The organism is Streptomyces sp. NPDC056061 (assembly GCF_042266885.1).
In the GTDB taxonomy this organism is placed as follows: Bacteria; Actinomycetota; Actinomycetes; order Streptomycetales; family Streptomycetaceae; genus Streptomyces.
Genome location: NZ_JBHJWQ010000016.1, coordinates 137,345 through 159,229 on the forward strand (window position 1 = coordinate 137,345; position 21,885 = coordinate 159,229).

Sequence of the window (21,885 nt, forward strand, 5' to 3'; positions counted from 1 at the left end):
CCTCCCGGGTGGCTCCCCCGACGAGGAGTCCCGATGCATCAAGGCAGCCAGGCCCCGCCGCACCGTGCGGCACTCGACATCGCCGTCCGACTTCTCGACGACTTCTCCGCGGCCGCGCACGCGACACCGGACCCGGGCATTCCCGTACTGGCCCATCTGGTCGCGGAGGTGCGCGCCCGCCCGGTGACGGAACCGTGCGGCACGGCCACGGAAGCAGCAGGCCCGGCAGCGAAAGGGCGCGGCCCGGTGGAGGGGGCGCTCGACCGCGTGGCGGTGCGGGCACCGGGCCCCGCGACGGAGAGATCCGGCCCCGCAGGGGCGGGGGCGGCCGATCCCGAGGCCGTGGCGAGCGCCGGACGCGCGGTGGCTGCGTGGGCACGGAACATCGGTCGTGGAGCCTGCCATTCCGGCCTGTACGACGGAGGGCTGGCCGGGACCCTCGTCGGTCTGCGGCTCGGCGCCCGCCTCCACCCGCCGCTGCATCGCGCCGCCGACCGGCTGCGCAACCACCTGCTGGACCGGGCCTGGGCCCGCCCCTGGCGGTCGGTCGACGTCGGCCTGTCCGACTACGACCTGATCAGCGGGCCGTCCGGCACGATGCTGGCACTCTGTGTCGGCGTCACCCAGCCGAAGCGCAGCCAACTCCTGCCGTTCACCGCCCACATGGCGGAGCTGTGCGACAGTGGCGACCTGCGCCGGCTGCGCACCGGCCGGTACGCCGGGCACCCGTATCCGGACTGGTTGCAGGGCAAGGTCAACACGGGCATGGGCCACGGCGTCGCCGGACTCGTCACCGCGCTCACCGCCGCGGTCCGCCGCGTCGGTCCGTGGCCGGAGCTGCTGGACGCGCTGCGCTGCGCCACCCGCTGGCTGATGCGGCAGTCCTTCGACGACGACCGGTCCATCCGGAGCTGGGACGGCGCCGGGCTCGACGGCCCGCCTCCGGCCGGGGCGCGGCCCCGCCAGGCATGGTGCTACGGCACCCCCGGCGTCGCCTGGGCCCTGTGGGACGCGGCCGACGCCCTGGGCGACCGGTCGGCGGCCGATTGGGCGGCGACCGCGTTCACGACCCTTGCGGAACGGTACGACGAGGAGTTCCACCTCTTCGGCGAGCCACTGACCGACCGGCTCGGGCTCTGCCACGGTGCCGCGGGCGTGCTGGCCGTGGCGGACGCGTTCCACCGGCACGCCCGCCTCCCGGCCGCGGCGGCACTCCGCGACCGCCTGGCCGGACACCTGGGCCGACGGCTTCCCGCCGCCCTCGCCGCCGGTGAACCGGGCACCGGTCTGCTCGTCGGGGCCCCGGGGGCCCTGAGTGCCCTGCTCACCGCCGCCCACGACGTCCCGCGCGACTGGCTGCCCTGCCTCGGTCTGCGGTAGTCGGCACACCCGTCCGAGAAGGCCGCCGTCGGGCAGGCCCTGCCCGACACGTCCCCCAGCTCCTGGGACATGACGATCCCCGCCTGCTGGGCGTGGTCCGCGTTCGATGCCCGCCGCCCGAACACCGTGCACTCGGCCCAGGGTGCCGGTGGCCCCGGCTACGCGTTCCCGGCCGCCCTCGGCGCGGCCGAGGCGACCGAACTCGCCCGCCCGGAATTCGTCGCCCCCGCCGGAGCGTTCGGTGTCCCCGCCGTCCGCACGGCCCCCGGAGCGGCCCGTCGGCGACTTGACGAAGTCCCTTGCGGCGCCCGGACCTTCGGTGGTCGTGCTGCCCGCCGCGCTGCGGATGTTCGAGCCGACGCCCCCGTGGGCGGCCCGGCCGTTCCCGGGTGCCGGTATCGCGGGCTTCGGCGCCTCGGGACTCCTGTCCGGGCGCCGGGGCCGGAATGCTTCAGCTCCCGGTGACCGCCGCCGCGACGCCCACGGTCTTCTCGATGGTCTCCAGCCGGGCCAGTCGGCCCCGGAGGAACTCCTCCTGCTGATCCGCGGTCAATGAGCCCGGAAGATCCTTGGCCGCGGGCATCAGGTCGGGGATCGTCCGGAAGACGGCGCCTGCCGCGACACCGTGGCCCCGCATCCGGGCCCAGTACAGCGACTTGCCGACGGTGTGCAGCGGCACGGTCATCTCCGTACGGGGCCTCTTCGAGGCCCGCAGCCTCAGGTCCTCGCGCCCCAGCGCGCGGGAACCGACGTCCCCCAGCCGCTGGAGCACCTCCAGGGCCGCGTACAACTGCCCGCAGAGATGGGCGTCGGTCGGCCGGTCGTCCGGCATGGTCTCTCCCCGTTCGTCGACGGAAGGCATCCCTACCCGGGAGGGCCGAGCGGGGAACGCGGGTACGCGGTGTACAACCATTGCGTCCGTCAGCAGTCATCAGTGTCAGGTGTGCCGCGGCACACCGTACGAAGTCATCCAGGGGGAAAAGTCGCATGAATCATCCCAGGCCGTTACGAATACGGCGAACCGTCTGTGCGTCACGAATGGGTCGAGTATCGCGAACAGTGCGAATGACGCGAACGGGGCGGGTGGACGGGACGGTTCGCGCCGTCCGGATGTCCGGCCGCTCCCGTCGTCTCGGCTCCGTGCTCGCCGCCGTGCTCGCCGCGGGTGCGCTCGCGCCGGTGGCGTTCGCCGCGACCCCCGCCGCCGCGGCCGCGCCGACGGTGACCTGCACGTCCGGCAAGGCGGGGCTGGCCGCCAAGCTGTCGAAGGACATCACCGCCGCCCTCAAGGGGCGGAAGTCGACCGCGGCGGTGGCGCTCTACGACCGGACGACAAAGACGAACTGCTCCCTGCGGGCGACGACGAAGTACGACTCGGCCAGCGTCGTGAAGGCCACCGTGCTGGCGACGCTGCTCTGGGACAACAAGAAGCACAACCGCTACCTCACCCAGCGCGAGATCAACCTCGCCACGGCCATGATCACCAAGTCCGACAACGATGCGACCACCGCCCTGTGGAAGCAGCTCGGGGTGGCCAAGGTCGAGGGGTTCCTCAAGGCCGCGGGGATGACGCACACCGTGCCCGGCTCGGGCGGCTACTGGGGGCTGACCCAGATCACCGCCCAGGACGAGTTGCGGCTGCTGACCCTGCTCACCGCCAAGAACTCCGTGCTCAGCGACAACTCGCGGACGTATGAGCTGGGGCTGATGCGCAAGGTGGTCTCCTCGCAGCGCTGGGGCACCCCGGCCGGCGCGCCGGTCGGCACGACCGTCCAGGTCAAGAACGGCTGGCTGCCGCGCGCCACCCACGGCTGGCGGGTGCACAGCATCGGCGCCTTCACCGGGCAGGGGCACGACTACGCGATCACCGTGCTCACCCATGACAACAAGGCGATGAACGACGGCATCAACACCGTCCAGGCCATCGCCCGCGCCGTGCACAAGGGCCTCACCCCGGCCGTCGCCGCGAAGAAGACGTCGACCGTCGTCCCGCCCGCCGCGCCGCAGGAAGCGGTGCCCGCGGTGCCGGAGGCCCCTGCCGTGCGGATGCTCACCGCGACGCCGCACGCGTAGCAGCTCGCCACTCGCCGCTCGCCACTCGCCGCTCGTCGCCACCGGGCTTCCCGGTGGCGACGCACGGCCGCAGTGACGGCCGTGACCAGGAGCACCGGCCGGGTGACCGTCCTCGGTACATCCGTCCGTCCGTCCTGCCTGCCCGCCCGCCCGCCCACCTGCCCGCTCGGTCGGGCGGCGGTTCCGGCCAGGACGTGCGCCGTCGCGTGCGCGACCCGGGCGGACGCGTACGCCCGTGCCCGGTCGACCCGCGCAATCGTTCGCATGCGGAGTGGCTGTGCGGGCGGTGTGGGCCGAACGTCGTGGTGCCCTCCTCCGAAGGTCCTGCTTATGTGACAGCGGGATGAAATCCGCTGTCCAGCGCGTTGGTGCCTTGCGACAGAGCAGGCGGAACGGGGAGGCATCGGTGACGGGCGCTAAGGACGCAGGGGACGCGGCGCGGGCTCCGGGATGGGTCCGGCGGCTGAGCGGCTACGCGTGGCGCTACCGACGGAATGTGCTGCTGGCACTCGGGTCGTCGCTCGCCGGCATGGCGGTGATGGCCGTCGTCCCGCTGATCACCAAGGTGATCATCGACGATGTCGTCGGGGACCACACCCGGTCCCTCGCCGTCTGGACCGGGCTCCTCCTGGCCGCCGCCGTGCTGGTGTACGCGGCCACCTACGTCCGCCGCTACTACGGCGGGCGCCTCGCCCTGGACGTGCAGCACGACCTGCGCACCGAGATGTACGGGACGATCACCCGGCTGGACGGAAAGCGGCAGGACGAGTTGTCCACCGGGCAGGTCGTCGGGCGTGCCACCAGCGACCTCCAGCTGATCCAGGGGCTGCTCTTCATGCTCCCGATGACCATCGGGAACGTGCTGCTCTTCATCATCTCCCTGGTGATCATGGCGTGGCTGTCACCGCTGCTCACCCTGGTCGCGGTCGCCGTCGCCCCCGCCCTCTGGTACATCGCCCGCCGCTCCCGCGCCCGGCTCTTCCCCGCCACCTGGTACGCCCAGGGGCAGGCCGCCGCCGTCGCCGGGGTCGTCGACGGGGCCGTCTCCGGGGTCCGGGTCGTCAAGGGGTTCGGGCAGGAGGAGCAGGAGACCGGCAAGCTCCGCGAGGTGGGCCGGAAGCTGTTCGCCGGGCGGCTGCGGGCGATCCGGATGAACTCCCGCTACACCCCCGCCCTCCAGGCCGTCCCCGCGCTCGGCCAGGTCGCCATGCTGGCCCTCGGCGGCTGGCTCGCCACCCGGGGCGAGATCACCCTCGGTACCTTCGTCGCGTTCTCCACCTACCTCGCCCAGCTGGTCGGCCCGGTCCGCATGCTCGCCATGGTGCTCACCGTCGGTCAGCAGGCGCGGGCCGGCGTCGAACGCGTACTGGAACTCATCGACACCGAGCCGACCATGCAGGACGGCACCAAGGAACTGCCCGCCGACGCCCCGGCGAGCGTCGAGTTCGACGACGTGCGGTTCGGCTACGCCGACGGCCGCCCCGTCCTCGACGGGTTCTCGCTGACCATCGAGCCCGGTGAGACCGTCGCCGTCGTCGGCGCGTCCGGCAGCGGAAAGTCCACCGTCTCCCTGCTGCTGCCCCGCTTCTACGACGTGACGCACGGTGCCGTCCTGGTCGGCGGCCACGACGTCCGCGAACTGACCCAGTCGTCCCTGCGGGCCGCCATCGGCCTGGTGCCGGAGGACAGCTTCCTCTTCTCCGACACCGTTCGCGCCAACATCGCCTACGGACTCCCCGACGCCACCCGGGAACAGATCGAGGAGGCGGCCCGGTCCGCCCAGGCCGACCGCTTCATCGCGGAGCTCCCGGACGGCTACGACACCAAGGTCGGCGAGCACGGACTCACCCTCTCCGGCGGTCAGCGCCAGCGCATCGCCCTCGCCCGCGCCATCCTGACCGATCCCCGGCTGCTCCTCCTCGACGACGCCACCTCGGCCGTCGACGCCCGGGTCGAGCACGAGATCCACGAGGCACTGCGGCAGGTGATGGCCGGTCGCACCACGCTGCTGATCGCGCACCGCCGTTCCACCCTCGGGCTCGCCGACCGGATCGCCGTCCTGGAGAACGGGCGGCTCGCCGACATCGGCACGCACCAGGAGCTGGAGGGCCGCAGCGCCCTGTACCGGCGGCTGCTCACCGACCCGGACGAACTGGGCGGAGCCTCGCCCGGACACCGGCCTGCCGGGCCGGACGACACCACCGCCGAGGACGACCGCGCGCTGCGGGAGGAATTCGACGCGGAACTCGACACGGAATTCGACGCCGAGCGCGGGATCAGCCCCCGCCTGTGGGTCCGCAAGGACGAACCGCGCGACACCGGGGCGGCCGGCATGCCCGCGACGCCCGAGCTGCTCGCCCAGGTGGAGGCGCTGCCACCGGCGACCGACACCCCCGACATCGACGAGGCGCGCGCCGTCCGCGCCGAGGGGTCGTACGGGCTGCGCAGGCTGCTGCGCGGCTTCGGGCTGCCGCTCCTGGTGAGTCTGGCGCTGGTCACGGTGGACGCGGGAGCCGGGCTGCTGTTGCCGGTCCTGATCCGGCACGGCATCGACCAGGGCGTCACACAGCTCGCGCTCGGCGCGGTCTGGGCGGCGTCCGCACTCGCCCTGCTGGTCGTGCTCGTGCAGTGGGCGGCCCAGATCGGTGAGACCCGGATGACCGGCCGCACCGGCGAGCGGGTGCTCTACTCGCTGCGGCTGAAGATCTTCGCGCAGCTCCAGCGCCTCGGCCTCGACTACTACGAACGTGAACTGACCGGGCGCATCATGACCCGGATGACGACCGACGTGGACGCGCTGTCGACGTTCCTGCAGACCGGTCTGGTCACGGCCTTCGTCTCCGTCGTCACCTTCTTCGGCATCATGGTCGCGCTGCTCGTCCTCGACGTGCAGCTCGCCCTCGTCGTCTTCGCGACCCTTCCGGCGCTGGTCGTCGGCACCTTCTTCTTCCGCCGCAAGAGCGTCCGGGCGTACGAGCTGGCCCGGGAACGCATCAGCGCCGTCAACGCCGATCTCCAGGAGTCCGTCTCCGGGCTGCGGATCGTGCAGGCGTTCCGCCGCGAGCACGACGGCGCCCGACGGTTCGCGGAGCGCAGCGACCACTACCGCGAGGCCCGGGTCCGCGGCCAGTGGCTGATCTCGGTCTACTTCCCGTTCGTGCAGTTGCTGTCGTCGGTCGCCGCCGCGGCCGTGCTGATCGTCGGCGCCGGTCGTGTCGACAACGGCACCCTCACCGCGGGCGCGCTGGTCGCGTACCTGCTGTACATCGACCTGTTCTTCGCCCCGGTGCAGCAGCTCTCCCAGGTCTTCGACGGCTACCAGCAGGCCACCGTCTCGCTCGGCCGCATCCAGGAGCTGCTGCGCGAACCGACCTCCACCGACGCCCCGGAGGAGCCGCTGGACGTGACCTCGCTGCGCGGCGAGATCGCCTTCGAGGACATGTCCTTCGCCTACGGTTCCCACGAGGGTGCCCAGGACTCCCACGGGGGCGCCCGGGGTTCCCACGAAGGCTCCCACGGCGCCCGCGAGGCCGCCGATGACTCCCTCGCGGGTTCCGACGGCGTCGGGACGGCCGCCGAGGCCGCGCTCAGCGACGTCGACCTGCGGATTCCGGCGGGCCAGACGGTCGCCTTCGTCGGCGAGACGGGGGCCGGGAAGTCCACCCTGGTCAAGCTCGTCGCCCGGTTCTACGACCCCACCGGCGGCCGGGTCACGGTGGACGGCACCGACCTGCGCCGCCTCGACCTCACCGCCTACCGGCACCGGCTCGGCGTCGTGCCGCAGGAGGCGTACCTCTTCGCGGGCACGGTCCGGGACGCGATCGCGTACGGACGGCCCGGGGCCACCGACGCCGAGGTGGAGGCGGCGGCGCGGGCCGTCGGCGCCCACGACATGATCGCCACCCTGGACGGCGGCTACCTCCACGAGGTCGCCGAGCGGGGCCGCAACCTCTCGGCCGGACAGCGCCAGCTGATCGCCCTCGCCCGCGCCGAACTCGTCGACCCCGACATCCTGTTGCTCGACGAGGCGACCGCCTCGCTGGACCTGGCCAGCGAAGCCCTGGTCAACCAGGCGACCGACCGCCTTGCCGGGCGGCGCACCACCCTCGTCGTCGCCCACCGGCTGACCACGGCCGCCCGCTCCGACCGGGTCGTGGTGATGGACCACGGCCGGGTCGTCGAGGACGGCACGCACGCCGAACTGCTCGCCCGGGACGGGCACTACGCAGGGCTGTGGCGCACCTTCATAGGAGAGGACGAGCCCGCGAACGTGTGAGCGTCGGACCCGCCCGGCGGGGAACGGCGCATGGGGCGACGTGCGGAACGGTGCGTGAAGCGAGGCGGGGAACGGCGCATGGGGCGACGTGCGGAACGGTGCGTGAAGCGAGGCGCGGAACGGAACATGGCGCGACGTGCGGGACCGCGTGGGGCGGCGGATGAACCGGTGGACGGGGGACGTCCACCGGTGTCGCGCTCACGCGCCGATGCCGGAGATCCTGCCGGTCTGCAGGTCCGAGCGAACGGTCAGGTACGTGTACGTGGGGTGCTTGCCGGTGCTCCAGGTGAGACGCACGGCGGACCAGGTGTGTCCGGCACCGCTGTCCTTGGGGGTGACCCGGAAGGCGAGCGGGGTGTTCTGCGCGCGGAACACTCCGTCCGCGTGGTTGCGCTTCTCCCAGGAGCTCAGCTCGGAGCGCAGATGAGGGGTCAGGTAGAAGGACCTGAGCGCGGTGGCGAGATTGCCGCCGCCCTCCGCGGACATGGCGTCGATGTAGGCGGCGTAGAAGTGGGCGACCTGCTGGTACGCCGGGGAACCGGTACCGGTGCGCACCGTCGCCGCGGTCGTCCGGGCCTGCGGGGCCGCCGCGGCGGCCGGGACGGCGGCGGTGGCGGTGAGGAGCGCGGTGGCGAGCAGTGCCCCGCCGAGGACGTGTCGGCCACCGTGGCGCTGAGGGGTACGGAATCGGAGCATGGCAGTTCCTGCCTTTCGTGTGGCTCTGCCTTGGTGGAGCCATGCTGTGGCGATTCGGTTGCCCTCGGTGCGGAGCACGCCGTGCGCAACCTCCGGATGGGCTCCTGCGTCGTACGCATGTATGCATATGTAGCGAACAGGGATTCGTGTGTTCGATCGGGCGATGGGGCTGCTGGTGACCAGAGGGACGGGAACGGCCGGGGGAACGGGCGGAGTCGGGGGCGTCACGAGCGCGCCGAGACAGCCGTTGGCGCGGTTCCTCGCGCTGGCGCTGGTGACGGCTCTCGCGCTGGTGCTCACCGGCACCTTCGCGAGCAGGGCCGACGCCGCGGATGCCTGTGCCGGGCGGCTCGCGAAGACGGTCCCGTTCAAGACCGGTGAGCTGCGCGTCTTCAAGAGCCGCGCCTACGCCTGCGCCGTCGCGGTCGCCAAGAAGCCCGGGCCGAGCCGCAAGATGTCCGTGATGATCCAACCGCGCGGCGGCAGCCCCGTCGTGGACAGCGGCAACTTCACCAAGCAGGCAGGTCCGGTGACGGTCCACGCGCTGAACCGGTGCGTCCGGGCCTCGGCCACGATCGCCGGTACGTCCGGTTCCACCGGCTGGATCCTCTGCTGACGGTGCACCAGCGCGTCGCGCGGCGCCGCAGTGCCGTTTCCGGGACGGAACGCTCCACTCCGGGACCGTCCCGCTCCTGGGCGCTCCCGTTCCCGGACCGTCTCGTTCCTGTTGAGCGCCAACAGGGTCTGGCGGCCGACGAATCGCCCCGCTAGGTTCACGGCGACGGTTGTGAATCATGGGGAGGGTGCATGCGCAAGGTGCTCAGAGGAGCCCTGTCGCTCGCGGTGCTCATCGGCACAGTGGGGGCGACCGGGGCGATGGCGGGAACGGCCACCGCCGAGGAACCCGCCGCGATCCGGGCCGCGGCCGGCAGCGACGACAGCACGAGTACGGACATCAAGGACCGTATCCTGGCCATCCCGGGCATGCGTCTCATCGAGGAGAAGCCCTACACGGGCTACCGCTACTTCGTCCTCGAATACACCCAGCCGATCGACCACCGGCACCCGTCCAAGGGGACGTTCCAGCAGCGCCTCACGCTGCTGCACAAGGACACGTCCCGCCCGACGGTCTTCTACACCAGCGGGTACAACGTCTCGACGAACCCCAGCCGTTCGGAGCCCACCCGGATCGTCGACGGCAACCAGGTCTCCCTGGAGTACCGGTTCTTCACCCCGTCCCGCCCGGCACCCGCCGACTGGTCCAAGCTCGACATCCGGCAGGCCGCCGACGACCAGCACCGGATCTTCACCGCGCTGAAGTCGATCTACACCAAGAACTGGCTGACCACCGGCGGCTCCAAGGGCGGCATGACCGCCACGTACTACGAGCGCTTCCACCCCCGGGACATGGACGGGGTCGTTGCCTACGTCGCGCCCAACGACGTGGTGAACAAGGAGGATTCGGCGTACGACGCGTTCTTCGCGCGCGTCGGCACCAAGGAGTGCCGCGACAGGCTGGCCGGGGTGCAGCGCGAGGCGCTGGTCCGCCGCGGCCCGCTGGAGAAGAAGTACCGGGAGTACGCCACCGCGAACGGCTACACCTTCGACACGGTCGGCTCGCTCGACCGGGGTTACGAGGCCGTCGTCATGGACTACGTCTGGTCGTTCTGGCAGTACAGCCTGCTGTCCGACTGCGACACCATTCCCGCCGACGCCAAGTCCGCCTCCGACCAGGCTATATGGGACTCGATCGACTCGATCTCGGGCTTCTCCGCCTACAGCGACCAGGGCCTGGAGAAGTACACCCCGTACTACTACCAGGCGGGAACCCAGCTCGGTTCGCCCAGCATCAAGCAGCCGTGGCTCGGCGGGCTGAGCCGGTACGGGTACCAGCCGCCGCGCAACTTCGTGCCGCGCTCCATCCCGATGAAGTTCGACCCGTCCGCGATGCGCGACGTCGACACCTGGGTGCGGCACCGCGCCACCAACATGCTCTACGTCTACGGGGAGAACGACCCGTGGGGTGCCGAGCGCTTCCGGCTGGGCGCGGGCGCGCGGGACAGCTACGTCATGACCGTGCCGGGCGGCAACCACGGGTCCAGCGTGGCCCAGCTCGCCGAGAACGACCGGGCGACGGCCACCGCCGCCATCCTGCGCTGGGCGGGCGTCGCCCCGGCCGCGGTGCAGCAGGACCCGGCGCAGGCGAAGCCGCTCGCGAAGTTCGACGCCCGGCTCGACACCCGGAACGACGTGATGAACGAGCGCGGGCTGCGCCCGTAACCGGTTCGGCACACGCCCGGCCGCGGACACCGCGGTGCCTCGACGGAGGACGGCGCGTCGTGCCGCGGTTCATGCGGAGGACGGCACGCGGGCCCCGGCCCACGTGCCGTCCGTCGTCCGGCGGCGCTTCTCCGGCGACCCCGGCCCGTTCAGTACCTCAGTCCGTGACCCACCGGGTAGAGGACACGGGCGGGATCGTCCGCGCGCTGGACCGGCACCGGCAGGGTCCCGCGCGGTCGGGCCCGGCCCGCGATCACCCGTGCGGCGGCCCGCAGTTCGACATCGGTCCAGGAGTACGTGGCCACGTTCGCCACGAACCCGGTCCCGGCAAGGTGGGCGACGTCGTACGGGTTGCGGATCGCGATCGTGACGACCGGGACCCCGGTCGCCGCGAGGGCGCTCACCAAGGTCCGCTGGGAGCTCGTCGCCGAGACGTTGTACGTGGCCACGACCACCGCGTCCTTGCCCTGTGCCGCCGCCACCGCCGCGTCGATCTGCGCCCGGGTGGGGGCGGTCCCGGTGGGCAGCGCGGTGGCCACGTGGCCGAGTTCGGTGAAGGCGGCGGCGAGGGTGGTGGTCGGCGGCCCGGTGGTGCCGGACGGGGAGGCCGGGTCGGCGCCGACCACGAGCAGGTTCCGGTGGGAGCGGCGGGAGAGCGGCAGCACCGCACCCTCGTTGGCGAGGAGCGTGGTGGTGCGCTCGGCGATGCGGTCGGCGGCGTCGAGGTGCGCCCGTGTCCCGACGGTGCGGTCCACATCCCGGTGGGTGACGAACGGGTCGTCGAACAAGCCGAGTTTCGCCTTCAGCCGCAGGATGCGCAGGATCGATTCGTCAATCCGCGCCTCGCTGAGCTCGCCGCTCTGCACGGCCTTCAGGACGCCCTGCCAGGCGACATCGAGGTCCGGCGGGTCGAGCAGCTGGTCGACGCCCGCCAGGAGGGCGAGGACCGGAACGCGTGCGTCACCGTACTTCGTCCGCACGCCCTCCATGCCGAGCGCGTCGGTCACCACGACGCCGTCGTAGCCGAGTTCCTCGCGCAGGATGCCGGTGACGATGGGGCGGGACAGCGTCGCCGGCTCCTCGGACGGGTCCAGGGCCGGGACCACGATGTGCGCGGTCATGATCGAGTCGATGCCCGCGGCGATCGCGGCCCGGAACGGCGGTGCGTCGAGCTCCGCCCACTGTTCCCGGGTGTGGCTGATGACCGGCAGGCCGGTGTGGCTGTCGGTGCCGGTGTCGCCGTGGCCCGGGAAGTGCTTGGCGGTCGAGGCGACGCCACCGCTCTGGTAGCCCTTCACCTGGGCTGCGGCCATGGCGGCGACGGATTGCGGGTCGGAGCCGAAGGAGCGCACCCCGATCACCGGGTTGGCCGGGTTGACGTTGACGTCGGCGTCCGGTGCGTAGTTCTGGTTGATGCCCATCGCGGCGAGTTCGGCGCCGGCGATCTGCCCGGCGCGGCGGGCGTCGGCGTGCGAACCGCCCGCGCCCAGGGCCATCGCGCCCGGCATCAGGGTGGCGGGCTCGCCGACCCGGCAGACGATGCCGTGTTCCTGATCGGTGGAGACGAGGAGCGGCAGGGGGGTGGGCCCGGCGAGGCCGGCGCGCTGGATGCCGTTGGACAGGTCGGCGATCTGGTGCGGGTCGCGGGTGTTGTGGGCCCAGGCGAAGTAGATGATCCCGCCCACGTGGTACTTGGCGATCAGCTCGGCGGCGGTGCGGACCCCGATGTCGGCGAGATTGGCGTCGATGTCGGCCTGGTCGGGCTCGGTGGCGGAATGCCCGTACACCCGCATCACGAAGAGCTGCCCGACCTTCTCCTCCAGGCTCATCCGGGAGATGAGCCGCTTGAGGCGTTTGGTGGTGGCGGCCGACAGATGGTGCCCGGTGCCGTGGCCGCCGCTCGCGGATTTCGGTGCGGCCACGGCGCCGGGGGCGACGACCCCGCCGGTGGCGGCGACCACGGCGGAAGCGGCGGTAGCGGTGAGAAGGGTGCGTCTGGAGGTGCGGTGGTGCACGTGAGCTCCTTCGGCCGTGCTCGGGAACGAGGGGTGAAAGAAACTTCCAAGGAGCACGGATATACAGAAAATAACTTCCGGTCAAGGGTTCGGACCGTTTTGGGGCCGCGCGGCCCGCCGGCGCCGCGCGGCCGAATCCGGGCGGGCCGGCGCATCCGGAAACCCCGTCGGCCCCTCCGCCCGGCTACTAGGCCGTGCCTGACAATTCCGCGTGGATCAGCGGGCGTCGTCCTGTGCGGTGCATCGCAAGGCGCCGGGAAGTCCTTGTAGCGGAGCTACCAGGGCTTTTCGGTAACGCGGCGAGGGCCCGTGCGGGGCGGCGCCCGCCCGCGTGGAATTGTCAGACACGGCCTGGCCCAGCCCCACCGCCGCCCCATGGGCCTGGAGCGCCGACACCGCCGCCGTGATCGCGGGCCGCCGCGCCGCCCCGGTGCGCCACAGCGCGTACAGCCGCCGCACCGGCACCGGGTCGAGCGGCACCGCCACCACCCCCGCGGGCAGCGGCCCCCGACCCAGCCGGGGGATCATCGCCACCCCGAGCCCGGCGGCGATCAGGGCGAGCTGGGTGTGGTTCTCCTCCGCCTGATGCCGGATGTCGGGCTCGCAACCCGCCGCGCGCAGCGTCCGTACCAGCCAGTCGTGACAGACCCGGCCCGGCGGCTGGCAGATCCACCGCTCCCCGGCCAGCTCCTCCCGCCGCACCGCCGCGCGCCCCACGAGTCGGTGGCCCTCGGGCACCAGCAGATCGCACCGGTCGTCACCGATCACCGCCTGCGCCACACCCTGTGGTGCGGGCAGCGGTGCGATGTCCCAGTCGTGCGCGACCGCCACATCGATCACCCCCTTGGCCACCAGATCGACCGAGAGATGCGGATCGATCTCGGTCATCCGCACCTCCAGGGCCGGATGCTCCCGGCCCAGCCCGGCCAGCACGCCGGGCAGCAGCCCGCGTGCCGCGGACGCGAAGGCGCCGATCGAGAGCCGTCCCGTCGGCAGCCCCCGGCGCTCCTCCAACGTGGTCTCCGCGTGTTCCACGATCGCCAGCAACTGCTGGGCGGTCGCGGCGAGATGGAGTGCCTCCTCGGTCAGTGCGACGCCGCGCCCCTGCCGCTCCAGCAGGGTCGTGCGCGTCTCGCGCTCCAGCTTGGTGATCTGCTGGGAGACCGCCGACGGGGTGTAGCCGAGCGCCGCCGCGGCACCCGCCACGGAACCGTGGACGGAGACCGCGTGCAGGGCGCGCAGCCGGGACAGATCGAGCACCAAAACCTCCCCGGACGGCCGGGGCCGCTCCTGCGGAGGACGCCCGTCGATTCATTAGCAATGCTCAATTCCACCATGAAGAAAACCGTGCTGGTGCTACATGGTCGGTACGGGTGATCCTCGGTGCATGCGTCCCCTCCACATCGCCCTGGCCGCGTTGGTCGCCGCCGTCTGGGGTGTCAATTTCGTCGTCATCGAGGTCGGTCTCGCGCACTTCCCGCCGCTTCTCTTCTCCGCCCTGCGCTTCCTGGCCGCCGCGCTGCCCGCGGTCTTCTTCGTCGGCCGGCCCAAGGTGGCCTGGAAGTGGATCGTGGGCGTCGGGCTGGTCCTCGGAGTGGCGAAGTTCGGGCTGCTCTTCATCGGCATGGACCGGGGCATGCCCGCCGGTCTCTCCTCACTCGTGCTCCAGGTCCAGGCGGTCTTCACCGCGCTCTTCGCGGCCCTGACGCTCGGCGAACGCCCGGGAAGGGTGCGGGTGCTGGGAATGGGGGTGGCGCTCGCGGGCATCGGGGTGGCCGCGATCGACGAGGGTGCCGACGGGCCGGTGCTCGCCTTCGTCCTGGTGCTGGTCGCCGCTGCCTGCTGGGGTGTCTCCAACGTGCTGACTCGCAAGGCGTCCCCGCCCGACTCCCTCAACTTCATGGTCTGGGTGTCGACAGTCCCGGTGCTGCCGCTCCTCGGCCTCTCCCTCCTCTTCGAGGGCTGGGACCGCGACGCCGAGGCGCTCGCCGCCCTCGACTGGAGCGGCGTCGGCATCATCGTCTACGTCGCCTGGATCACCACCGTCTTCGGCTTCGGCGCCTGGGGCTTCCTGCTGCGCCACTACCCGGCCTCCTCGGTGGCCCCGTTCACCCTGCTCGTCCCCGTCTTCGGCATGTCCTCGGCCGCGCTGCTGCTCGGCGAGTCGGTGAGCCCGCTGCGGTGGTGCGCGGCGGCACTGCTGGTGGGCGGGGTGGCCCTCACCTCGCTGGCCGGGGTGCGGCGGGGCAACGAGCGTGACGCGCGGTCGGGCGCGGCGGCGCCGGAATCCGCGCGGGCCATGGCGGGTGCGGGTGCGGCGCCGGATGCGGGAGAGACGCGGCGGTGAACCTCGGACAGGGGCGGACGGTTCGCCGTGGGCCGGCGGTCGTGGGAGCCGGGGCGCCACCCCCTTCCGCCTCGCGCGGGCGAGTCCACGGAGGCGATCCGCGACGAGTACGGCCCACCGGGCGGGTCGGCCAGGGGTACCGGGCGGCTCAGTCGTGGAGAGTGACGCCGGGCATCGGCTGCCCGGCGGCGTCGAACAACGCGGTTCCGCAATGGCAGCGTTCGTCGGCAAGGGTCTGGTCCGCGGCCAGTTCCCAGACCAGCATCTGCGAGCAGTTCGGGCAGTCCAGACTGACCAGGGTCTCCTCGGGCTCCGAGCCCCAGGCCCGCACCGGGAGGTCCTCGTGCGTCAACCCGGTCGGCTCACGCCCACCGGTCAACGCGACAAGTACCTCGTAGGCGTCGGTGCCGCTGTCCCACACCGCGAGCGTGAAGCCGAGGCGTGCCAGCACACCGGAGAGGTGATCGAGCTGGCGGACCGGGAAGTCGCCGCGGCGCAGAGTCGGGTCGTCCTCGGCCGCGCGGTGGACGACGTCGGTGTCGACGTCCGTCGGCTCCGTCCCGAAGGCCCGTACCCGACCGGCGACGAAAGCCGCCAGTTCGCCCGGGGCCTCCTCACCGGTCCAGTCCATGCTGAACATCACGCCGTCGACGCGGACCCCCTGGGCGCGCTCGCCGGGCGTCAGGACCAGTTCTTCCAGCTCCGTCACGACGGTCACGCTATCAACCGCCGTACGCAAAATTGCCGTTGCAGTGTCGTTTTCGTACCTGACCAGCACCCCGCTCACGCGGGGAAGCCCCTTTCCGGGCTGCGCTTTCAGTGGCGCCTCGCAGCCCCTTTGCCAGGTGGCTCGGCCGGCCGGGGCGCTTCGCGAGGCACTGGGTGTCCCCCGGCCCCCCGCGCCCTACCGCTCGCCCGCGCCCAGCCGCAGCAGGTGCTCGCGGCCCGCGGCGAGCAGGCCCGGCAGTTCCGCCGCGGCCGGGTGCCAGCGCTTCTCGTACTCCCAGCAGACCCAGTCGTCGCCGTCCAGCGTGGCGAGACAGGCGGCCAGCGGGAGGGCGCCCGCGCCGAGGGGGAGCGGGGTGGGGTCCTCGGCGGAGGCGATGTCCTTCACCTGGACGTAGCCCAGGTGCGGGGCCAGTACCGCGTGGCTGGCGGCCGGGTCCTCGCCCGCGAGCCAGGTGTGCATGAGGTCCCACAGCGCGCCGATCTGCCCGTGCCCGACCGTACCGACGACCCGGGCCACGTCGGCGCCCGCGCGGTGCGAGTCGTGGGTTTCGAGCAGGATGCGCACGTTGCGTTCGGCGGCGTGCGGTGCGGCGGCGGCCAGCCTCCGCGCGGCGGCGGCGTCGGCCTCGGCGGGGTCCTGGCCGCCGCCGCCCGGGAAGACCCGGACGTTCGCCGCGCCCAGGTCGTGGGCCAGCTCCACCAGCCCGGCGAGCTCGTCCAGCACGGGACCGTCGTCGCCCCCGGCCGCGACCCGGGCGTACCCGGCGACGGTGAGGATCTCGATGCCGCCCTTCGTGAACTCCTCGACGACGGCGGCCCGTTCGGGCGCCGGGATTCCCGGGTGCACCGGCTCCTCGGGGTGGGCGCGCAGCTCCACCCCCTGGTAGCCGTGCTCGGCGGCGAGGCGGACGACCTCGGCCATCGGCAGGCCCGGTACCCCGAGGGTCGAGAAAGCGAGCTTCACGTGCGTGGTCCTTCCGTCGGCTGCGTGCACCGCTGCTCGCCGGGCCGGGCGGGACGCCGCAGACGGGCGGGGGAGTGCTTGCCGGGGCCGGCCGACGCCTTCGGCCGGCCGCACGCCGGTCCCGTCCGGGCTCAGCAGGGCTCCCGGAGCAACTGCTCCAGACTACCCAGCAGCCGCAACGCGTCGGCGCGCTGACGGGGCCCCATCCGCGGACCCGCGCCGTCCCCCGGTCCGGCACCGTCGGCGGCGTACGCCACCACCCGGAGCGCCGCGGCGGCCTGCCGGGCGAACATGGCGAGCAGGTCCAGCTCCCGCAGGTTCGTCCGGGCGCACGGCGACGGATCGAGCACCTCCAGCACGCCGAGCACCCCGCCGTCGCTGATCAGCGGGGCCGCCATCAGCGCGTTCGGTACGTACTCGGTGGACTCGGCGAGCGACCGGTCGAACGACGGGTCGGCGGTCAGGTCGTCCACCACCATCGGCTCGCCGGAGGTCGCCACCCAGCCGGCGATCCCGCGCCCGGCCGGGAACCGGCGGCCCACCAGGAACTCCTCGCCCTCGCCGGACACCGCCTGGAAGACCAGCTCGTCGGCCTCCTCGTCCAGCAGGAACACCGAACTCGCCGCCGCGCCGAAGATCGCCCGGGCCACGTCGACGACGGACTGGAGGAGTTCGCGCCGGGCCGAGACCACCGCGGGCACCGACCCCGGTGCCGCTCCCGCGGCGGACGCTGATTCAGTTCTCGGAGTCATCACAGACCTCTCCTGCCGGATCGGGATGCCGCGGGCCGAACCGCACGTTCGCCGCGGAGAGATAGAGGGCGTTCTTGAGCTGGAAGGCCGTCATCCTGGGATGTGCCGACAGGAGACGTGCGCACAGCCCGCTGATGTACGGGGTCGCGAAGCTGTTCCCGGTGGTGCGGATCGACGTACCGCCCAGCCAGGGCACCGACACGTTCTGGCCGGGGGCGAAGAACTCCACCGGTGGTTCGGGGTTGTAGAGGTGCAGGTCCTGGTCGTCCTCCTGGTGGCTGCCGACGGAGATCACCGAGGCGAACCGCCACGGATAGCTCTCCACCGGGCTGTTGTGCGCCGAGGCGACGACGACCGTACGGGTGAAGTAGGCGCGGTCGGCCAGTGCGTGCAGCTCCTCGGCGAACCGGGCGCGGGTGGTGGACAACGACAGGTTCACCACGTCGAAGCCCTGCTCGACCGCCCACCGCAACCCGGCGAGCAGCACGTCCCCGGTGCCGGAGAACCGTTCCCCCAGCACTCGCACGCTGTACAGCTCGCACTCCGGCGCGGTCCGCCGGATGATGCCCGCGCACGCGGTGCCGTGCCCGCAGGTGTCGCCGGTGTCGGTCTCCCGGACCTCGGTGTCGCCGGTGTCCGGATCCTTGACCACCACCCAGGACCCGGCGACCGGCCCGACCCCCGGGTGGTCGCGCTCGACCCCGGAGTCCACCACGCAGACCCGCACGCCCCGCCCGGTGCCCGGTACGGGGCCGTCCTCCTCGTGCCCGGGGCCGCGGTCCGCGTGGACCGCCACGTCGTCGGGGCCGCGCCCGCGCAGACTCCAGGTAAGTCCCGGCCCCGGTGCCGTGTCCGTGGTCGCCATCCCTCAGCTCTTCTCCGTCGTGGCCGCCACCGGTTCGGCGACGAGCCGTGCGGCCCATCGCTCGCCCGGCAGATGTCCCTTCTCCGCGAACCGCTTCCCGGCCTCCCGCGCCGCCGCCGTCGCCCCCGTCGGGTCGTCCAGCAGCGCCAGCGTCCGCGCCCGGTCCAGCGACGCGGTGGCCCGCACCAGCGGGGAGTCGGTGAGCAGGGCGTCCCGTACGGCACGGTCCGCGTGGCGCCTCGCCCGCTCCCGGTCCCCGGCCCGAGCCGCCAGCCGGGCGCGCAGCCCCGTCAGGTCCACCCGGTCGGCGTACGGCAGCGAGTCCGTGTCGCCGATGTCGGCGAGCCGGCTTCCGGCCTCGTCCGGCCGCCCGTCGTCGAGCAGCAACCGGGCCGTCTCCAGCGCGATGGCCGGCCGCATCGAGCGGGCGCCCGCGCGCGCCGCGGCCCGGTCCGCCCGGACGAGCAGGTCCAGGGCGGCCCCGGTGCGTCCGAGCAGCGCCTCGACGGTCGCGCGGAACACCGGCAGGAAGAACCCCGCCTCCGCGTAGTCGAGTTCCGCGGCGAGCCGGTCGGCCTCGTCCAGGCACGCCCCGGCCCGGTCCGCCCGGCCGCGCAGTGCGTGGAGCACGGCCAGCGGGCAGTTCAACGTGGTGCGTACGGCGGGCCGGCCGGGGCCGTGCGCGGCGAGCAGGTCCCGGCAGCGGGCCACCGCCACCGGTACCGGCTCCGGCCCCCGCCACAGTGAGATCCCGATGGCTCCGAGCGCCGCCGCCCGTTCCGGTTCCGCCCCGGCCCGCACCGCGTGGTCCAGCGCCAGCGTCAGGTCGCGGTCGGCCTCCTCGTGCCGCCCGGCCCGCTGCAACTGCTGCGCCAGCCGCAGCCGGGCCCGTGCCTGTCCGACGGAGTCCGCCGCGGACTCGAAGAGCGGCAGCACCGCACGGGCGGTGGACGACACGTTCGCCGCGGCCGGGTCCAGCACGGCCAGCGCGAGCCGGGCGTGCGCCGCCTCGACCGGTGCCGTCCCCATCGCGAGCACCTGCCGCAACAGCCGTTCGCCGTCCTCCGGGTGACCGAGCGCCAGCCGGACCTCGCCGAGCCGCCGCAGCGCCGGTGCCGCGGCGGGATCGCCCGCCGGGTGCAGGTCCACGGCCCGGTCCAGCAGCCCCTGTGCCCAGTGCAGGTCGGAACGGGCGAGCGCCTGCGCACCGGCCGCCGCGAGCGCGGCGGCGGCCCGCGTCCGCAGGGCGGCGGCCCGGCCGTCGGCCAGGCCGAGTTCGGTGCGGTACCGGTAGGCCCGCTCCAGGTGCCCGCCGACCGCGGCCTCGCCGGCCGTCGTGACACTGGGCAGCTCCGCCGCCCAGGCGTGCCGCTCGGCCTTGGCCCGCTTGGACAGCGAGGCGTACGCGACCTCCTGGACCAGACCGCTGCTGAACCGGTGCCGGCCCGCGTCCGGGTCACCGCCCGGCGTGGTCTCGACGAGCCTGCGGTGGCGCAGCCGGGACAGGGCCCGCGCCACCCGGCCGCGGTCGTCGTGATCGGGACCGGGGCGGTCGGAGGGCTCCGCCGGGCTCGTCGGATCGGCAGGGTCCGTGGAGTCCGTCCGTCCCATCGGGTCGGGGCGGTCCGCGGCCTCCGCCTCGCGCGCCGCCCGGGTCAGCCGGACGAGTTCCGGCGCGGTGAAGTCCCGGCCGACGACCGCTGCCAGGTCGAGCGTGGTGCGCTCGATGCGTTCCAGCGCGCCGATCCGGGCGCCGAGCAGTGCCTGGAGGGTCGGGGGCAGCCTCGGATCACCGGTGCCGCGGGGCGCCGACCGGTCCGGTCCGGCCGCGATCAGGAGCTGTTCCAGGTACAGCGGATTGCCCTCGGCACGGTCGTACAGGTCCCGGTCGTACGAGTCCCGGTCGCCGTCCGGCCCCGGCCCCGGCGGCCCGTCGGGGCCGGGAAGGCTGCGGGGAGGACTGCCGGGAAGGCTGCCGGGGAGGCCGTCGGGCCGGGCGCCCTCGCTGTTCGCGGCGGTGAGTTCGCGGACGAGGAGGTCCGCCTCGTCGCGGGGCAGTCCGGCCAGCGGCAGGATTCGTGCCGGACGCTCGGGCGGATCCGCTGCGGCGGGCGGTCCGTCCGGTCGGCCCGGGCACACGATGAGCACACCCGTCCGGGCGAGCGGGCCGGCCAGCCGGTCCACCGTGCGTACCAGCAGCGGCTCGGCCCAGTGCCAGTCGTCGAGGACCAGGACCACCGGAAGCCGCCCGGCGGCCCGGCTCAGCACGGTGATCAGCGCGGCACACATGTCCTCGAAGGGGGCGTTGGGCGTGCCGTCGTGCAGCAGGCCGCCGCGCAGCAAGGCCCGCGCGTCCGCCACCGCCGCCCCCGCCCACCCGGTCGCCGCGTCCAGGGCCTCGCGCGCGTCGGATGAGCCGAGCGCCTCCCGTACCGCGTCGGCCAGCGGGGTCAGGGTGCCGTGGTCCCCGTAACTGCGGCAGCGCCCGGTGCCGACGACCGGCCGCGTCGGCCCGGCGAGCCCGGCCAGCCACTCGCGCGCCAGCCGGGTCTTGCCGATCCCGGCGTCGCCGACGAGACGGACCAGCCCCGGGCCCGCCCCACGGGCCGTGAGCGCCAGGGACTCGTCCAGCGCGGCCCGCTCCGCGACCCGGCCGATGAACGGCACGTCGAAGCGGCGCAGCAGCTCCGGGTCGTCGGCGCCCAGCGCGATCAGCCGGTACGCGTGCACGGCGTCGCTCTTGCCCTTGAGCCGCAGCGGGCCGGTCTCCTCCACGACCACGGTCGGCCCGGCGGCCTCCAGGGTCTGCGGACCGATCAGGATCTCGCCGGTGGCCGCGTTCTGTTCCAGCCGGGCGGCCACGTTCACGGTCTCGCCGGAGATCAGCGCCTGCCGGGTGCTGGCATCGGAACTCGCCACGACCGTACCGGTGTTGACGCCGATCCGGATGCCGAGCCGGATGCCGAGGGCGGCCTCCAGTTCGGTGTTGAGATCGGCGAGCGCCTCGCGCATGCCGAGGGCGGCGGCGAGTGCCCGCCGGGCGTCGTCCTCGCGCATCACGGGCACCCCGAACACGGCCATCACGGCGTCGCCGATGAACTTCTCCGGGGTGCCGCCGTGCGCCTCGATGCGCTCGCTCATGACGGCGAAATAGCGCAGGGTCACGGTGCGCAGGGTCTCCGGATCGAGCTGCCCGGACAGCGCCGTGGAGCCCACCAGATCGCAGAAGACCGCGGTGACCAGCTTGCGTTCGTCCTCCGGCGCCGAGGCCGCGGGTGCCGGGCACGGGGTGCCGCAGGACGGGCAGAACCGTGCGTCGGCGGGCAGTTCGTGCCGGCACGAGGTGCAGTTCATGAGCGCTTCCTTCCTCTGCTCGGCCCGGCCGTGGGGGGGGGCGGGGGGCGGGGCCCCCCCCCCCCCCCCCCCCCCCCCGCCCGGGCCCCCCCCCCCCCCCGGGCCCGCGCCGGGGGGGGGGGCGCCCCCCCACACCGGGCCCCCCCCCCCCCCC

At 73.4% G+C, this 21,885-nt stretch carries 15 protein-coding genes and 1 pseudogene; 7 read left to right on the forward strand and 9 right to left on the reverse strand.

Features of this window, described 5'->3' with window-relative positions:
- Nucleotides 1-33: 33 nt before the first annotated feature.
- Together ACFC79_RS22730 and ACFC79_RS22735 are read left to right on the forward strand one after the other, a co-directional pair.
- Complete coding sequence (locus ACFC79_RS22730) at nt 34-1,380, forward strand: lanthionine synthetase LanC family protein (protein ID WP_376242824.1); 1,347 nt, start codon at nt 34-36, stop codon at nt 1,378-1,380.
- Between the two features lie 21 nt (nt 1,381-1,401).
- Nucleotides 1,402-1,741: pseudogene (locus ACFC79_RS22735) on the forward strand (thiamine pyrophosphate-binding protein); the annotation flags it as partial.
- A 90-nt stretch (nt 1,742-1,831) separates the two neighbouring features.
- On the opposite strand, the gene ACFC79_RS22740 reads toward ACFC79_RS22735, so the two are convergent.
- The gene (locus ACFC79_RS22740) at nt 1,832-2,212 is read right to left on the reverse strand and encodes a hypothetical protein (RefSeq protein WP_376242826.1); all 381 of its coding nucleotides are present in this window, start codon (nt 2,210-2,212) and stop codon (nt 1,832-1,834) included.
- 278 nt (nt 2,213-2,490) lie between these two features.
- Here ACFC79_RS22740 and ACFC79_RS22745 point away from each other — a divergent pair, with 278 nt between their 5' ends.
- Both ACFC79_RS22745 and ACFC79_RS22750 read left to right on the forward strand, forming a co-directional pair.
- On the forward strand, nt 2,491-3,453 hold the full coding sequence (locus ACFC79_RS22745; RefSeq protein WP_376242909.1) for a serine hydrolase: 963 nt from the start codon (nt 2,491-2,493) through the stop codon (nt 3,451-3,453).
- A gap of 343 nt (nt 3,454-3,796) precedes the next feature.
- The gene (locus tag ACFC79_RS22750) at nt 3,797-7,729 is read left to right on the forward strand and encodes an ABC transporter ATP-binding protein (RefSeq protein WP_376242828.1); all 3,933 of its coding nucleotides are present in this window, start codon (nt 3,797-3,799) and stop codon (nt 7,727-7,729) included.
- A 198-nt stretch (nt 7,730-7,927) separates the two neighbouring features.
- Here the strand turns inward: ACFC79_RS22750 and ACFC79_RS22755 are convergent, their stop codons facing one another.
- Entirely contained in the window at nt 7,928-8,425 is a 498-nt protein-coding gene (locus tag ACFC79_RS22755; protein ID WP_376242830.1) for a hypothetical protein, read from the reverse strand.
- A gap of 163 nt (nt 8,426-8,588) precedes the next feature.
- Here ACFC79_RS22755 and ACFC79_RS22760 point away from each other — a divergent pair, with 163 nt between their 5' ends.
- Together ACFC79_RS22760 and ACFC79_RS22765 are read left to right on the forward strand one after the other, a co-directional pair.
- Nucleotides 8,589-9,041, forward strand: a complete 453-nt coding sequence (locus tag ACFC79_RS22760) for a hypothetical protein (RefSeq protein WP_376242832.1) — start codon at nt 8,589-8,591, stop codon at nt 9,039-9,041.
- A 191-nt stretch (nt 9,042-9,232) separates the two neighbouring features.
- Complete coding sequence (locus ACFC79_RS22765; RefSeq protein ID WP_376242834.1) at nt 9,233-10,705, forward strand: S28 family serine protease; 1,473 nt, start codon at nt 9,233-9,235, stop codon at nt 10,703-10,705.
- Nucleotides 10,706-10,854: 149 nt separating this feature from the next.
- On the opposite strand, the gene ACFC79_RS22770 is transcribed toward ACFC79_RS22765, so the two are convergent.
- Both ACFC79_RS22770 and ACFC79_RS22775 read right to left on the reverse strand, forming a co-directional pair.
- Nucleotides 10,855-12,720 carry a glycoside hydrolase family 3 protein gene (locus tag ACFC79_RS22770; RefSeq protein ID WP_376242836.1) on the reverse strand — a complete coding sequence of 622 codons (1,866 nt, stop codon included), beginning with the start codon at nt 12,718-12,720 and terminating at the stop codon, nt 10,855-10,857.
- Between the two features lie 216 nt (nt 12,721-12,936).
- Nucleotides 12,937-13,980 (reverse strand): LysR family transcriptional regulator, encoded by a 1,044-nt coding sequence (locus ACFC79_RS22775; RefSeq protein WP_376242838.1) that lies wholly within the window; start codon nt 13,978-13,980, stop codon nt 12,937-12,939.
- Between the two features lie 127 nt (nt 13,981-14,107).
- Here ACFC79_RS22775 and ACFC79_RS22780 point away from each other — a divergent pair, with 127 nt between their 5' ends.
- Nucleotides 14,108-15,067 (forward strand): EamA family transporter, encoded by a 960-nt coding sequence (locus tag ACFC79_RS22780; RefSeq protein ID WP_376242840.1) that lies wholly within the window; start codon nt 14,108-14,110, stop codon nt 15,065-15,067.
- Nucleotides 15,068-15,215: 148 nt separating this feature from the next.
- Here ACFC79_RS22780 and ACFC79_RS22785 read toward each other — a convergent pair whose 3' ends face one another.
- The 5 genes from ACFC79_RS22785 to ACFC79_RS22805 all read right to left on the reverse strand — a co-directional run bounded on the left by ACFC79_RS22785 (nt 15,216) and on the right by ACFC79_RS22805 (nt 21,731).
- Nucleotides 15,216-15,776, reverse strand: a complete 561-nt coding sequence (locus tag ACFC79_RS22785; RefSeq protein WP_376242842.1) for a hypothetical protein — start codon at nt 15,774-15,776, stop codon at nt 15,216-15,218.
- A 195-nt stretch (nt 15,777-15,971) separates the two neighbouring features.
- The gene (locus tag ACFC79_RS22790) at nt 15,972-16,760 is read right to left on the reverse strand and encodes a sugar phosphate isomerase/epimerase family protein (protein ID WP_376242844.1); all 789 of its coding nucleotides are present in this window, start codon (nt 16,758-16,760) and stop codon (nt 15,972-15,974) included.
- Between the two features lie 131 nt (nt 16,761-16,891).
- Nucleotides 16,892-17,512 carry a GAF domain-containing protein gene (locus ACFC79_RS22795; RefSeq protein WP_376242846.1) on the reverse strand — a complete coding sequence of 207 codons (621 nt, stop codon included), beginning with the start codon at nt 17,510-17,512 and terminating at the stop codon, nt 16,892-16,894.
- Nucleotides 17,496-18,377, reverse strand: a complete 882-nt coding sequence (locus tag ACFC79_RS22800) for a S8 family serine peptidase (RefSeq protein WP_376242848.1) — start codon at nt 18,375-18,377, stop codon at nt 17,496-17,498. The genes ACFC79_RS22795 and ACFC79_RS22800 overlap by 17 nt, the downstream gene beginning before the upstream one ends.
- A gap of 3 nt (nt 18,378-18,380) precedes the next feature.
- Nucleotides 18,381-21,731 carry an adenylate/guanylate cyclase domain-containing protein gene (locus tag ACFC79_RS22805; protein ID WP_376242850.1) on the reverse strand — a complete coding sequence of 1,117 codons (3,351 nt, stop codon included), beginning with the start codon at nt 21,729-21,731 and terminating at the stop codon, nt 18,381-18,383.
- Nucleotides 21,732-21,885 lie beyond the last annotated feature (154 nt).

What these genes read in the sequence shown, in the direction of transcription:
- ACFC79_RS22730 (WP_376242824.1), top strand. Translation starts at nt 34, where the DNA reads ATGCATCAAGGCAGCCAGGCCCCGCCGCACCGTGCGGCACTCGACATC.
- ACFC79_RS22740 (WP_376242826.1), bottom strand. Translation starts at nt 2,212, where the DNA reads ATGCCGGACGACCGGCCGACCGACGCCCATCTCTGCGGGCAGTTGTAC.
- ACFC79_RS22745 (WP_376242909.1), top strand. Translation starts at nt 2,491, where the DNA reads ATGTCCGGCCGCTCCCGTCGTCTCGGCTCCGTGCTCGCCGCCGTGCTC.
- ACFC79_RS22750 (WP_376242828.1), top strand. Translation starts at nt 3,797, where the DNA reads ATGAAATCCGCTGTCCAGCGCGTTGGTGCCTTGCGACAGAGCAGGCGG.
- ACFC79_RS22755 (WP_376242830.1), bottom strand. Translation starts at nt 8,425, where the DNA reads ATGCTCCGATTCCGTACCCCTCAGCGCCACGGTGGCCGACACGTCCTC.
- ACFC79_RS22760 (WP_376242832.1), top strand. Translation starts at nt 8,589, where the DNA reads ATGGGGCTGCTGGTGACCAGAGGGACGGGAACGGCCGGGGGAACGGGC.
- ACFC79_RS22765 (WP_376242834.1), top strand. Translation starts at nt 9,233, where the DNA reads ATGCGCAAGGTGCTCAGAGGAGCCCTGTCGCTCGCGGTGCTCATCGGC.
- ACFC79_RS22780 (WP_376242840.1), top strand. Translation starts at nt 14,108, where the DNA reads ATGCGTCCCCTCCACATCGCCCTGGCCGCGTTGGTCGCCGCCGTCTGG.
- ACFC79_RS22795 (WP_376242846.1), bottom strand. Translation starts at nt 17,512, where the DNA reads ATGACTCCGAGAACTGAATCAGCGTCCGCCGCGGGAGCGGCACCGGGG.
- ACFC79_RS22800 (WP_376242848.1), bottom strand. Translation starts at nt 18,377, where the DNA reads ATGGCGACCACGGACACGGCACCGGGGCCGGGACTTACCTGGAGTCTG.
- ACFC79_RS22805 (WP_376242850.1), bottom strand. Translation starts at nt 21,731, where the DNA reads ATGAACTGCACCTCGTGCCGGCACGAACTGCCCGCCGACGCACGGTTC.